9 protein-coding genes are annotated in these 13,292 nt (G+C 42.3%); 8 read left to right on the forward strand and 1 reads right to left on the reverse strand.

Annotated elements, in window-relative coordinates:
* Positions 1-140: 140 nt before the first annotated feature.
* Positions 141-1,382 (reverse strand): acetate kinase, encoded by a 1,242-nt coding sequence (locus F9K33_10435; protein KAB2879106.1) that lies wholly within the window; start codon positions 1,380-1,382, stop codon positions 141-143.
* A 294-nt stretch (positions 1,383-1,676) separates the two neighbouring features.
* On the opposite strand from F9K33_10435, the gene F9K33_10440 reads away from it, so the two are divergent.
* The 8 genes from F9K33_10440 (at position 1,677) to F9K33_10475 (ending at position 13,179) form a co-directional block, all read left to right on the forward strand.
* A complete protein-coding gene (locus F9K33_10440) occupies positions 1,677-2,813 on the forward strand; it encodes a helix-turn-helix transcriptional regulator (protein KAB2879107.1) in 1,137 nt (378 codons plus the stop codon).
* 136 nt (positions 2,814-2,949) lie between these two features.
* Positions 2,950-4,029 carry a serine hydrolase gene (locus F9K33_10445; GenBank protein KAB2879108.1) on the forward strand — a complete coding sequence of 360 codons (1,080 nt, stop codon included), beginning with the start codon at positions 2,950-2,952 and terminating at the stop codon, positions 4,027-4,029.
* 33 nt (positions 4,030-4,062) lie between these two features.
* Complete coding sequence (locus tag F9K33_10450; protein ID KAB2879109.1) at positions 4,063-6,612, forward strand: TonB-dependent receptor; 2,550 nt, start codon at positions 4,063-4,065, stop codon at positions 6,610-6,612.
* Between the two features lie 305 nt (positions 6,613-6,917).
* A complete protein-coding gene (locus F9K33_10455) occupies positions 6,918-8,990 on the forward strand; it encodes a DUF3857 domain-containing protein (GenBank protein KAB2879110.1) in 2,073 nt (690 codons plus the stop codon).
* Between the two features lie 31 nt (positions 8,991-9,021).
* Positions 9,022-9,867: a hypothetical protein gene (locus tag F9K33_10460; GenBank protein ID KAB2879111.1), complete on the forward strand. Its 846-nt coding sequence runs from the start codon at positions 9,022-9,024 to the stop codon at positions 9,865-9,867.
* Positions 9,868-10,046: 179 nt separating this feature from the next.
* Positions 10,047-10,679: a TetR/AcrR family transcriptional regulator gene (locus tag F9K33_10465; GenBank protein KAB2879112.1), complete on the forward strand. Its 633-nt coding sequence runs from the start codon at positions 10,047-10,049 to the stop codon at positions 10,677-10,679.
* Between the two features lie 23 nt (positions 10,680-10,702).
* Complete coding sequence (locus F9K33_10470; protein KAB2879113.1) at positions 10,703-12,049, forward strand: TolC family protein; 1,347 nt, start codon at positions 10,703-10,705, stop codon at positions 12,047-12,049.
* A gap of 80 nt (positions 12,050-12,129) precedes the next feature.
* Entirely contained in the window at positions 12,130-13,179 is a 1,050-nt protein-coding gene (locus F9K33_10475; GenBank protein ID KAB2879114.1) for an efflux RND transporter periplasmic adaptor subunit, read from the forward strand.
* The last annotated feature ends 113 nt before the right edge of the window (positions 13,180-13,292 follow it).

Here is a 13,292-nt window from a genome sequence, read left to right on the forward strand (position 1 = left end):
ATAAAGTCCACAGCGATACCTCTGTGGACTTTATGTTTTATGCAGCCTTCGGCAAGCTTAGGCTGACCTTATTTTTTTATTATGAGTTAACCCGATAAGCATTTTATATTTGTAAGATTCCGTTTATCGGCGCACTCTGATTAAGGCAATGGCGCTTTTTCGATACAGCGCACGGTATCACGCGCAATGAGCAGTTCCTCATTGGTTGGAATCGACCACAATGTTACTGCAGATTTATCGTCAGAGAATAATCCTTCTTTTCCGTGCAATGCTTTATTTTTGTCCTGATCTATTTTTATGCCCATGATCTCCAAACCTTCGCATATTTTTGCGCGGATCAAATCGGAGTTTTCGCCGATGCCGCCGGTGAATATGAGCGCCTGGACATTGCCTATCGCCGCGATGTAAGAACCAATATATTTTCTAATTCGATAACAGTACATGGTGATGGCCAGTTTTGCGCGGCGGTCATCGTGTTCTTCCGCTTCGGCTATGATTTCCCGCATATCGTTGGTCAGGCCGGAAATGCCGAGCAGGCCGGATTCTTTATTGAGAATCGATTCCACTTCCGCGAGCGAATATCCTTCTTTGTGCGACAGAAACTGAATGATCGCGGGGTCGATGTCGCCCGAGCGCGTGCCCATGATCAGTCCTTCGAGCGGCGTCATGCCCATCGACGTATCGATCGAGTTGCCGTTTTTGATCGCGCAAACGGAACTGCCGTTGCCGAGATGCAGCGTGATAACATTAACCTGTTTTTTCTGCAGATTGTTCAGTAACCGGTAACGGTAGGCCACGTATCGGTGCGACGTGCCGTGGAATCCGTAGCGGCGAACTTTATAACGCCGGTACATTTGATAGGGGATCGCATACAAATAAGCATGATCCGGCATCGTATGATGAAAGGCTGTGTCAAAGACGGCGATCTGAGGAACGCCGTTTCCAAAAATGTCATTGATAGCGTACACGCCTTTCAAATTAGCGGGATTATGCAGGGGCGCTAATTCAATACAGTCTTCAATATCCCGTATAATTTGTTCGTTCAGCATAACCGATCGTGTGAATTTTTCACCGCCGTGCACCATCCGGTGACCGACGGCGTGTATGTCTTTCAGCGATTTAATGTTCGGGATATTGGCTTCCTTGGAAATGATCCACTTGACGATCTTGTCAATCGCGATCTTGTGATCGCGGATCGGCGCCGTTTGCTTCACCGGAGGATTTCCCTCCGCCTTAAAAGAAATAATCGATTCGCTTCCGATGCGTTCAATGATGCCGGAAACCAATTTTTTATCACCGCTTTTTGTTATAAGATCCAGATCCGTTTCGATGACTTGAAACTTTACGGAGGAACTCCCGCTATTTAATACAAGTATATTCATATACCACCTCAATTTTTGTTGAATTTAATACAATCAAACTGAAAAACCAATGACAACGGTCATGTTTTGAACTACAAGAAACACCTGATTTTCCCTGATTTATCTTCGACCCTTGCTGCATAAATATACACTTTGATTCGATTGAAAATGAGAGCTATTAATCATAAATTAGATCGGCGAATATTTTTTCAGGAAACGAGAAAGGTTAAAAAACCCTGAATTGTTGAGCCTTTAGTATCGCTTTCATAAAATTGTTATCTTGCTTCAACAGAGATCTAAAAACTAACTGACGCGATGCAGCCTAATATTGATATTTATTCCATCATTGGTATTATTGGTTTTATTCAAGGAATTTTTCTCTCCATAGTATTGGTTTTTCATCGGACGGGGAATCGAATTGCCAATTATTTTTTAGCGGCCTTTTTGTTTGTTTTTTCAATAGACATCTTGGGGACGATTGCCGATTATGCCGGTTACTATTTTCTGTTTCCCAATTTATATCTTATTACCGACCCATTAGATTGGGCTGTCGGCCCATTGTTGTTTCTGTATGTTGTGGCTCTAACCCAGAAGGGGTTCAGGCTAAAAAAATATTATTTTTTGCATTTCGTTCCTTTTATTCTGCTTGGTTTGGTTTTCGCTCCGATTTGGTTTCAAAGCGCAGAATGGAAATTGGACTTGATCAAAGAATCATATAACGAAAGACTAACTAATACGGGCAGTTCAGATAATTTTCAAAGCAAGATTGTAATAGCCTTATTTTTTTGTACACAGCCCTTGGTTTATATTATTTTGATATTTAAAACGCTTCATCAACATACGATGAATCTGAAAAATCAATTTTCTACCATCGGAAAAATTAACTTAAAATGGATTACTTATCTTTTGATCATCATTACCCTGATTTGGATGGCATGGTTCATTCTATTTTTGAATCTGTCCAATTCTGATGACGTGATCATATTACCGGTTATTTTTTCATTTTTTGTCTATGGCATGGGGTATTTTGGTCTTCGACAGCCAGCTATTTTTGCGCAGGAACAAGAAGCATATGTGACTAAATATGAGAATTCACCTTTAACAGACGATCAATCAAAACACTATATGTTAATATTAACAGAGCTGATGGAAAAGGAACAATTATATATAGATTCCGATCTCTGTCTTGACACATTGTCGCATAAGTTGAGTCTCCCTGCTCGTTATGTATCTCAGATTATCAATGAACAAACAAAGCAGAATTTTTTTGATTTTGTCAATCGATACCGAATTGATCAAGCTAAACGCTTATTATTGGAAAGTAAGGACGGACGGACGAATATTTTGAGTATTGCTTATGACGTCGGGTTTAATTCTAAATCGGCCTTTAATACAGCTTTTAAAAAATATACGCACTCAACACCCTCAGCCTATAAAAAATCTGTCACTTAGATAACCCTGTTTCTTAAAGGTTTAAGAACATTTACGATTATTTTTTAGTTCTGATGAATGCATCAGGACGATATTTTCTATCTATTTTCATATTATTACAAGTGGAAACAAAAAACTAAATTATGAAAGTAATACTATGAAAAAAACGCTCTTAATAATCGTGATTGCAAACTTTTTATTTGGCTGTTCCGCGGACACTTCTGATCGTAAAGATTTTATTTTTATCCAAATGCTTAAAAAATATGATCAATCATCGGCTTTGAGTGTCGTTCGTAATGATACGGTATTGGCCGATTATAATGCCAATGTACTATTACCTTTGGCCAGCACTGCGAAAACTCTTATCGCATTAGAATACGCCAAACAAGCGGCTGCAAATGAAATCAATCCGGATTCGATGATCAATCTGGATTGTCTCGAGCGGTTTTATATCGAAGGAACGGACGGTGGGGCGCATCCGATGTGGATAAATTATTTGAATCAAAATAACTTAATTATCAACCATCAAGTGCCATTGAGAGAGGTCGCACGAGGCATGATTGATTTCAGTTCAAACGCAAATACGGAGTTTTTGATGGAACGACTCACTTTGGATAGGATCAATCAACAGATAACCGAACTGAATGTAGAACATACACCCATGTATTATTTTATTTCAGCGCTCGGCATCGGTTTGGACAGGTCTATCGCGCAAGATTCATTGATTCGCTTTCTAAATAATCTGAGTTTTGAAGAAAGATCTCATCACGCCGAAATAATTCACGGCAAATTGGCAACCGATTTCGATGGTACATTTAAGGCTAGTCTAAATGAGCAGAACCTGAGCCTGAGCGCTCAAAAAATATGGTCAGACCATCTGCCGGCGTCTACTGCTAAAGCGTACGTTGATATAATGAAAAAAATAAATGACCGAAATTTTCCATCTGAAATACTGTTTCATATCGACGAAGTGTTTGATACGCTCACCCGCTTAAGTCCTGCAAATCGGGAACTATTTTATCATGCAGGCGGCAAAGGCGGGGACACGGATTGGATATTGACTCTGGCTTTCTATTTTAATGAAAAATCAGGTTCAAAAACCGAGTTTGCAGTTTTCTTTAATAATCTTTCAGGAGCTGATAAATACAGCCTGGAAAACAACATAAATAATTTCATGGTTAAATTGATTGAGGATTCCGATTTTAGGGAAGAGTTAATAACCAATTTTCGTAACTAGTTTCAACATCCGGAAAGGTGTACATTTCTAAATATGAGTAACTGTATCTTAAGAATCTTTACGTTGCTGTTTTTGTATTTAGGCAACAGTTATGGTCAAACCCAAATCACCGGTGTTGTAAAAGATGCGGATACGGACGAACTGCTGATCGGCGCCAATGTTTTTCTGAAGGAAACCAAGCGGGGCAGCGTTACCAATACGAACGCGTACTTCTCCATTCAGGCCGATGAAGGCGTGTACACTTTGGTGTCGCAGTACATCGGTTACAAAAATTATTCGAACCGCGTTGAACTAAAAAAGGGTGAAAAAAAGTATATAGTCATCCGCCTGCATCCTGAACAAATTGAAGGCGAAACGATAACGGTGATGGCCGACAGGGATGAAGTTGCCAATCGGATAGAAACCAGCGTGATCGACGTGAAACCGACCCAGGTTAAGAAATTACCGGGCGCATTTGAGGACGTGTTCCGCTCCGTCGCAACTTTGCCCGGCGTGATCTCGACGAGCGATTTTAGTTCGCAGATCGTCGTGCGCGGCGGGAATCCCGATCAGAACCTGATATTATTGGACGGAGCAGAATTATTTAATCCCTACCGGCTCTTCGGTGTGACCAGCGCTTTCAATCCGCAAACCGTGTCGAGTTTTGAACTTTCTCAGGGAGGATTTCCCGCCCGTTTCGGTGACCGCTTGTCCGGTGTGCTGCAAGTTCAGAACCGAAACGGTAATTTCGAACGGGTATTCGTCGGTAATATTAACGCGAGCATTACGGATGCCAATCTGATTTTTGAAGGCCGGTTGCCTCAAGAGGTAAACGGCTCGTGGCTTTTTACGACGCGGCGAACGTATTACGATCTGGTAGCCAATAAATTTATTGACGGCGCCACGGCTTTGCCGTTCTTTCTCGATTTTCAAGGTAAGATCTCGGTTGCGCCGTGGGAAAAACACAGTTTTTCCTTTCTCGGAATTACCAGCCGGGAAGGCGTGGATATCACCGCGCCCGATCAAAAAGACGGCGACAGTATCCGGGTTTTCAATACCTCGCACAATAATCTGCTCAGCGGTTCCTGGTTCTACGCGCCGGCCGACAACCTGACCATAACGTCGATAATGTCTTATTATCAGAATCCTAATCGCAGTGATTTCGGAGGTAGCGGTGAATTCGGTAATGCATCCACCATTGACACGGCGCAGCTTTTCAGCGTTAATTTACAGCAGAACATTTCCAGTTTCACGCTGAAGCAGGAGTATGACTATAGGATCAATGCGGAGCATCAACTGGAGAGCGGTTTTCAATACCAGACGGTCACCTCCGATATCCGATGGAAAGTAAAACAAACCATTATCTCCGGTGGAAACAACGGCAATGAGGGCGGGGCGAGTCTGCCGCAATTCTTCAGTTCACCCCGCAGAGGAAAAGTCAAGCTGGGCGTATATGCGCAGGATACATGGAAACTGGACCCGAAGTGGACGCTTCAGGGCGGACTGCGCTTCGATTATGCCGAGATCAATGACCGCTACTCGATGTCGCCGCGCCTCAATGCGGTGTATAAACTGAACGATCAAACCCGCTTCAAAGGCGCATGGGGCGTGTATTACCAGTCTCCCGGTTACGAGAAATTTGTCAATCAAAACTTCTTTGTCGACTATTCAAAAAAAATCGACATCAAGCCGGAAATGGCCATACATTACATTTTGGGGATGGAACATTTTTTCAACAGAAAAACTTTGCTCAAAACGGAGGTGTATTATAAACCGTATTACAACCTGATCGCAGGAAAAGAACTTGTGATCAATGACGGCACGAATACGGTGCCCATTCTGTTTCAGGACGCGTTTGGAAATCCGATCAGCCCTGCGGACTCGGCGGACATTATCGCGCGAATTGATCGACGCACCGTCAGCACCGTGCCGAGCAACGGCGGGAAAGGGTATGCGTACGGATTTGAAGTTTTTTTGCAGCGGGATAGCAAATCGGCCAAAGACAAATTCAGCGGATGGGTTTCCTACGCGTATTCGGTCGCAAAACGGAAGACGTATGGAACGCAATCGTATTTTGATTTCGATCAGCGGCACACGCTCAGTTTGGTTGGAAATTATTTATTCAAGCGGTGGTTTGAATTTTCAGCGAAACTCAAAGTCGGTTCGGGATTTCCGGCGACCGCGCCCGTGGGTTCGGTTCCTCAGCAATTTATCGTCGATACGAAAGACGCCAACGGATACGGCGACGGCGTGGCCGACTCTATCATCGTTCGTTTTGACCCCAACGGCCGTCTGGTGCAAACGATCCATTTCGGCGGAGAAGAAAATAAGAATCTAAAAAGGCTGCCTGTGTATCACCGTCTCGACCTGCGCGCGTCGTTTTATGCCCGTTTCTGGGGCGCGAAGTGGACGTTTTATCTTGACGCGATCAACGTGTATGATCAAAAAAATGTTTTTCAATATGATTACGAATTCCGGAAAGCCCGAAACTCGACCGGGCAAAAGGAAATTGTTTACGACAGTAACGGCCAGCCCGTCATCAAACGGAGTAAGACTTTAGAATTTCCGTTCCTGCCGACTATCGGACTGAGCATGGTGTTTTAGATATAACCTCACCCTGTCCCTCTCCTCAGCGAGGAGAGGGCACGTACTTTCTCGATTAGTACGTCCCCTTCTCCTTTTCAAGGAGAAGGGACAGGGTTGAGGTTGGAAACCCGATCCCGTGATCGAACGCAGCAAAACCCACGAATTTCCGTTCCTGCCGGCGATTAGATTGAGTATGGTGTTTTAATTTGATTTGCCGATTTTGAGAAAAAATTATCAAAAAAAAAGATTGACAATATAATTTCGATTGTCTAGAATTAGGGTAGCCTAAATGTTTTGGGTTTGATTTATCGTGGCAAATTCAAATGTCTAATTCCCTTACTATCAAAAAAACCGGGTTGAATATCTCAACCATTGCCTCCAAGACAACAGTTAACCAAACAGGTGGAAAAATGCGTTTTTTACAAACAGTTTTTGTATTAGGTGTCACGTTGTTATTTAGCACAGGATGCGCTTCATTTAAAGAGATTTCTGAAACACAAAAAACTTACGGTTTACGGAGAATGCCGAATGCAGAAGATTTTCCGAATTCGGATGCAGTTACAGTTATTGAATCGCATTTTATTGACATGAATTTTGATACGAATGACAATATTTATACCGTTGAAGAGACGCATGTAGTGCAGCGTGTTTTTAGGAATTTTGACAAATATGCCAATGTAGAAATTATGCTTGATCATGATGACAAACTCATGTCCATCGAAGCACGAACGATTAACCCTGAAGGTGAGGTCGTCACGTTATTGTCTACAGATTTTCATACTGCAACCGGTGTCACTTACGAATCTGAATTTATTTCGGATCGAAAAGCGATTCGGTTTGCATTCAAGAATGTCCAAGCCGGTTCAGTGCTAGAATACAAATGTCGTATACTGAGTGATTTTGCATACGGAGGAGTTACTTGGCATGTACAACAAGACATTCCGGTAATTTTGAACGTAATGAAATTATCTGTCCCTACCTATTTGGTTGATAAGCTGACTTTGCTCGATGAAAATCAAAAAGAATACAAGTGGGATTGGATATACAAGGCTTATGGAATGGATATCGGCCAACCTACAGTTGAAAGACCTCTATCAAACCAGGTTGAGGACGAACAAAAATATATTTTTACTTGGAAACTAAAAAAAATTCATAGCTTTCAACGGGAGCCCTTTTGCCCGCCGTATACAGAAACAGTCGGACATGTAAGATTTGCAACAAAAACATCTTGGAACGGCATTGCTAAGCGTTACATGGATCGGTTTTGGAATCCACAGGCGTTGATTACACCAAAAGTATTGGAAAAAACGAATCGAATTATTGAAGGAGTTTCCAGTGATGAAGAGAAGGTTCGTCTTTTGAGTAATTATGTAAAATCGATTCGGTATACGGCTATACAACTCGGAGACGGTGGATATAGACCACGAAAACCTCAGGAAGTGATAGATACGCAATACGGTGACTGCAAGGATAAATCGACACTTCTCATAACCATGCTGCGATCTATTGGTATAGTTGCAAAACCTGTACTAGTCAGAACATACAACCGAGGACAACTCGATCCTGAATTTCAAGGTATGGGTTGGTTTAATCACATGATCGCCAAAGTTGAGTTGCCCGATCAGACCCTTTGGATTGATCCGACTTCAGAAAACTCACAATTCGGCGAACTTCCATGGTTAGATGAAGGCGTATGGGTTTGCGTGCTGGATTCCAACAAAGCTCAAATTGAAAAAACACCCGTTCGCGATCAAAATCAGAACAAAATGGACGTTAAAATTCAAGCCGTGTTGTTCGGAGAATCGGGCATGAATTTCCATTTTGTAATTGAGCATTACGGCAACTGGGCTTTGTTCCTTAGCAACGAACTCAAGGATCTATCTTTATCCGATCTTCAAAAATACTGCAAAAGCCTGGTTGCGGATGAATTTCTGAACTCCAAGATTCAAAACATAAAGCTGTCCAAACGAGAAGGGATAGATAAACCTCTTACCTTGGAATTTGATGCCGTAATGCCTAACGCCATTCAGCAACAAGGTGACCTTTGTTATGCTAAAATCGATCCGTTTAAAATGTTTGAGAGTATGACATGGTTATCCTCTGAGAACCGGAGATATCCTATTCGTTACAGCTATCCATATTCCGTTCACAAAACGGTTCAAATCAAACTATCGGATGCCTATAAGGTAAGGAATTTACCAAAAACATTGAAACTCAGCACGTATGATCTTGACTATATGAGTTCGTATGAAAATCAATCCGATTCCGAATTGATTTTCAAAGAAGATTATGCGGTTAAATCACGCGAAATTCCTGCTTCAGAATATCAAAGCATCCAGACATTTTTTTCCAGGATACAGAACAGCTCTGCGGAGAAAGTGGTACTTACAAAGTGAAAATTGAATTAGAAAAAAAATGAGGTTTATTATGATTTCCAAATCTATTCAACAATTATTCTACAGTTCGGTATTATTTATAATTCTGATAACCCCAAGTGAGGTTTTAGGGCAGAGTGATTCCTTATATCGAGAATCATTTCCGGATGATTTGTTTTTGGAACAAGATAAGATAGATATGTTGAAAACACCCGGTTTCGTAATTCCGAACAAGAAAATTCACATTATTATGGGATATAGCCAAGAGTTTTCAGCGACAAAGAGTCAGTTTGAAAAGAGATTTGGAACTTCTTCATCTGGATTAACCACGTTGTCGGGAGTTTTTGTGGGCGCTGAATTTCAGATATCTCCAAGACTAACGACTTACGCGCATTTTGTGCTTCCACAAAAATTGAATTCAAAACTTGTTTCACCATACGTATCGCTAAGCTTTGAAACAAAACATGAACTGTCATATGGCACGATTTTTCGTCTGGGGACGATCTTCGATTTAAAACGGTATTCACATTGGGATGTAAGCGCTGGAATTGGAACAGACATACAAAACACTTCTATGAAAAGTACCTTGTTGAGTAATAAAAACGCGATTCCGAACTCCGTCTTAATTATTACCAACAAGAACCAAAGTAGTATTTCATTCGGTGTTTTTGGAACAGCTTGTGCTGACTATTATGTTTCAAATGCGATTTCCATTCAAGCCAAACTGCAATTGAACCTCAGGCCAGTTCCAACTAAAATCAAAGAACAACAACTTATAAGGCGCGCTAATCTATATTTTGGGTCCTATGATTATATTGTGAATACGTTTTCGACGTTTAATACAGGAGGAGCCGCTATGGTATTTGAACTTGGGGCTCGCTGGCATTTAAGTAACTGAAAGCATAATAAAAAATCTTCCCTCTTGACATCTTTCATGAAACTTTTTATATTGGAAACCGTAGAAACGAACTAAGTTTCCTATAAATGTAGCAGATTTAATGATTTAAACTGCTAATTTTTTTAACTTTATGGAAACCGGAAACACTGAAATAGTTTCCTGATAATCGAGGAGAAAATATGTCGGAAGAAATGGAAACCAAACAAAGAATCATGCGTGCCGCAGGGGAGAAGTTCATCCAATATGGATTCAGCAAGGTTACGATGGAGGAAATCGCCGAAGAACTGGGCATGAGCAAGAAAACACTGTATCAGCACTATGACAGCAAAATGGTTTTACTGCAAGAATTGGTGGCACACAAGGTCGGAGAATGTAATGGCTTTATGTGCGGATTGACCGATACCAAAGACATGGCCTTCGTGGAAAAATTAAAAAAGATGATTGAGTTTGTCGGAACCCTGTATACCAGCTTCAATAAACATTTTGTCGACGATATGCGCAAGCACGCCCCGGAAGTTTGGAAAGTGATCGATGACCATCGGAGGAAACATATTGTGGAAGAATTCGGGCAACTCATCAGAGAGGGCGTTGAAAAAGGAAAATTTCGCAGCGATGTGGATGAAAAGTTGTCCACGCTGATCATGCTTACTTTGGTGGAAAATTTGATCAACCCGGAAACATTATCGACATTGCCTTATACTGCATCGCAAATTTTCGAGAACATTTCAAAAATATTCTATGAAGGCTTCCTTACGGAAGAAGCGCGAGCGGAATATATTCGTCATGAAAAAGAAATTCAGAATTTAATTTAAGTTATTTTATTTGGAGAGAATCTATGAACCTGCTGAAAGCGATATTTTTCTGGAGCATAATAGCGTGGCCCGTTCTGTCGGCGCAGGAGCTGCGGAAACTGACCGTCGAAGAAGCCCTACAAATCGGGCTTGAAAACAGCAAATCCCTGCACGCGTCGCAAATGAAAGCCGAGTCCGCTTCGGCTAAAAAATCAGAAACTAATGCGGCCCGGTTGCCGTCGTTGAAACTAACTGCGGGCTATACGCGGTTGAGCGACGTACCGCCGGGACAGTTTTCGATACCGGCCAATGCTTTCGCCCCGGGTGTTCCCGTTACCGACGTCACAAGCACGCTGTCACCAACTATTCTGAATACCTATACTTTGAAAGCTACCGTGCAGCAGCAACTTTTTACAGGCTTTCGTCTGGAAAATAATTCGAAGGTAGCGGAACTTTCAGAAAAAGCTAGCAGGCAGGATCTCGAAAAAGATAAAACCGACATGATCTATGCGATTCGTCTTGCGTATTGGAATTTGTTTAGAGCAACGGAAGTTAAAAAAGTGGTCGACGAGAATGTAGATCAGGTTCAAGCGCATCTGAAAGACGCGCAAAATCTGCTCGCGCAGGGTATGATAACCAATAATGATGTGCTCAAAGTTCAGGTACAGCTCTCCAGCGTCCGGTTACTTCAGATCGACGCAAGAAACGGCGTAGAATTATCGATGATCAATCTGAATAACCTGATCGGCTTACCGCTTGGAACGCAGATCGAGATTTCATCGGTGATCACAAATGACCCGATGGTGTTTCAGGAAGTGTCCGCTCTGATCCAAAAAGCAGCAGATCAAAGACAGGACGTCAAGGCGCTGGAATACCGTTTACAGGCGGGCGATGCTTCGGTAAAAATTGCCCAGGCAGGTTATTATCCGCAGGCTTCGTTAACCGGAAATTATTATTACAACAGCCCCAATACGCGTTACTTTCCGACGCGAGACCAATTCAAAACCGGATGGGATGTCGGTGTAACGGTAAATTTTGATGTATGGAACTGGGGCGCCACGAAATATCAAACGAAACAGGCGCAGGCGCAAGTTGCTCAGGTTAAAGACGCGCTTGGATTACTCAAGGACGGCATTAGCCTGGAAGTTACGCAAAATTATTTAAACCTCCGGAAAGACAAAGAAAAAATAGAAGTTGCAAAACAAAGTATAGCGGAAGCCGAGGAAAGTTACCGCATCACCAGTGAAAAATTTAAACGCGGCGTTGCGCTTACGACAGACTTGCTCGACGCGGAGGTAGCGGTGCTGCGGGCCAAGACGGATCATACCGATGCGCTTGTGGAATACGAATTGGCCGAAGCGAGGTTATTAAAAGCCATTGGAGAAAAATAGATGGTAACCGCAAGAGCGCGCAAAGTTATTTAGAAATGTAAATGTAAAAACGGTAAGATATTAATATAAAAGGAGAAAACATGAAATCATTAAAGGGCATTTTACTGATCGCATTTATTCTGGGAGCAGTTATCACCGTGCTCCTTCACAACAAGGCTACCAGCGCGTCAACGGCAAGGAATGACAAAATGACCACATTCCCCGTTTCTGCTGCAATTGCGGGAAAAGAAACAATGGAAGAGAGTTTGAGTATGGTCGGCACGATTGTTGGCAATAACGATGTAGCCATCGTATCTGAAACGCAAGGCCGTGTCGTTTCCGTTTATGCGAAAATCGGCGATTATGTACCGGCAGGATCGCCCATCGTACAGGTGGATGACGAAGTGAAGCAGTCCAACTTCAAGGCGGCCGAAGCAACTTATGAAAAAGCAAAAAAAGATTTACTGCGTAATGAAGAGCTTTTCAAAGACGGTACTATTACGGAATTACAGATGGAAGCGTCGCGGCTGGCGTATGTAGGCGCGGAGAACCAGTACATCGTCGCCAAACGTCAGTTAAATGATACGCGCATTAAAACGCCGATAGACGGCATGGTCACTGCGCGAACCGTGGACATGGGCGTGATGATTCAGCCCGGAATGACCATCGCCAATGTGGTTGACATTTCCAAACTTAAAGTTAAACTCAATGTTGCTGAAAACGACGCATTCAAGTTAAAAGCAGGCGATAAAGTTGAAATTACCACGGAGGTTTACCCCGGACTGACTTTTGCCGGAAAGATCGAGAGCGTCAGTTCTAAAGGCGATGAAGCCCATACCTACCCGGTTGAAATGTCTCTTGCCAACAGCAGGGAGAATCCATTAAAGGCGGGGATGTTCTGCCGTGTTAATTTTGTTTCAGTTCTCGGTATGGAAACCATCGTCATTCCAAGAGAAGCGGTGATAGGCAGCATTAAGGATCCGAAAGTGTATGTGATTGAAAACGGCATTGCACGACTACGCAGCATTATTGCCGGGAATGAATCCGGAACGAAATTACAAATTTTACAGGGATTGAAGGACGGGGAAAAGATCGTTGTCGCCGGACATAATAATCTGAAAGACGACGTTCCCGTAACCATCATGCAATAACGAAAATTAGAAATGAAAAACATTTAACGAGAAATGAATAATAAAAAAGTGAACCATGGAGACGTCGACATTAGGCATAAAAATAGATTGTTCAAAACGTCTTAGCCATTTTT

Source organism: bacterium (genome assembly GCA_008933615.1).
Lineage (GTDB): Bacteria > CLD3 > CLD3 > SB21 > SB21 > SB21.

Bases quoted from the DNA above. Each gene is read 5' to 3' on its own strand.
- F9K33_10460 (KAB2879111.1), top strand. From the start codon at position 9,022: ATGATTTCCAAATCTATTCAACAATTATTCTACAGTTCGGTATTATTT.
- F9K33_10455 (KAB2879110.1), top strand. From the start codon at position 6,918: ATGTCTAATTCCCTTACTATCAAAAAAACCGGGTTGAATATCTCAACC.
- F9K33_10450 (KAB2879109.1), top strand. From the start codon at position 4,063: ATGAGTAACTGTATCTTAAGAATCTTTACGTTGCTGTTTTTGTATTTA.
- F9K33_10435 (KAB2879106.1), bottom strand. From the start codon at position 1,382: ATGAATATACTTGTATTAAATAGCGGGAGTTCCTCCGTAAAGTTTCAA.
- F9K33_10475 (KAB2879114.1), top strand. From the start codon at position 12,130: ATGAAATCATTAAAGGGCATTTTACTGATCGCATTTATTCTGGGAGCA.
- F9K33_10440 (KAB2879107.1), top strand. From the start codon at position 1,677: ATGCAGCCTAATATTGATATTTATTCCATCATTGGTATTATTGGTTTT.
- F9K33_10470 (KAB2879113.1), top strand. From the start codon at position 10,703: ATGAACCTGCTGAAAGCGATATTTTTCTGGAGCATAATAGCGTGGCCC.
- F9K33_10445 (KAB2879108.1), top strand. From the start codon at position 2,950: ATGAAAAAAACGCTCTTAATAATCGTGATTGCAAACTTTTTATTTGGC.
- F9K33_10465 (KAB2879112.1), top strand. From the start codon at position 10,047: ATGTCGGAAGAAATGGAAACCAAACAAAGAATCATGCGTGCCGCAGGG.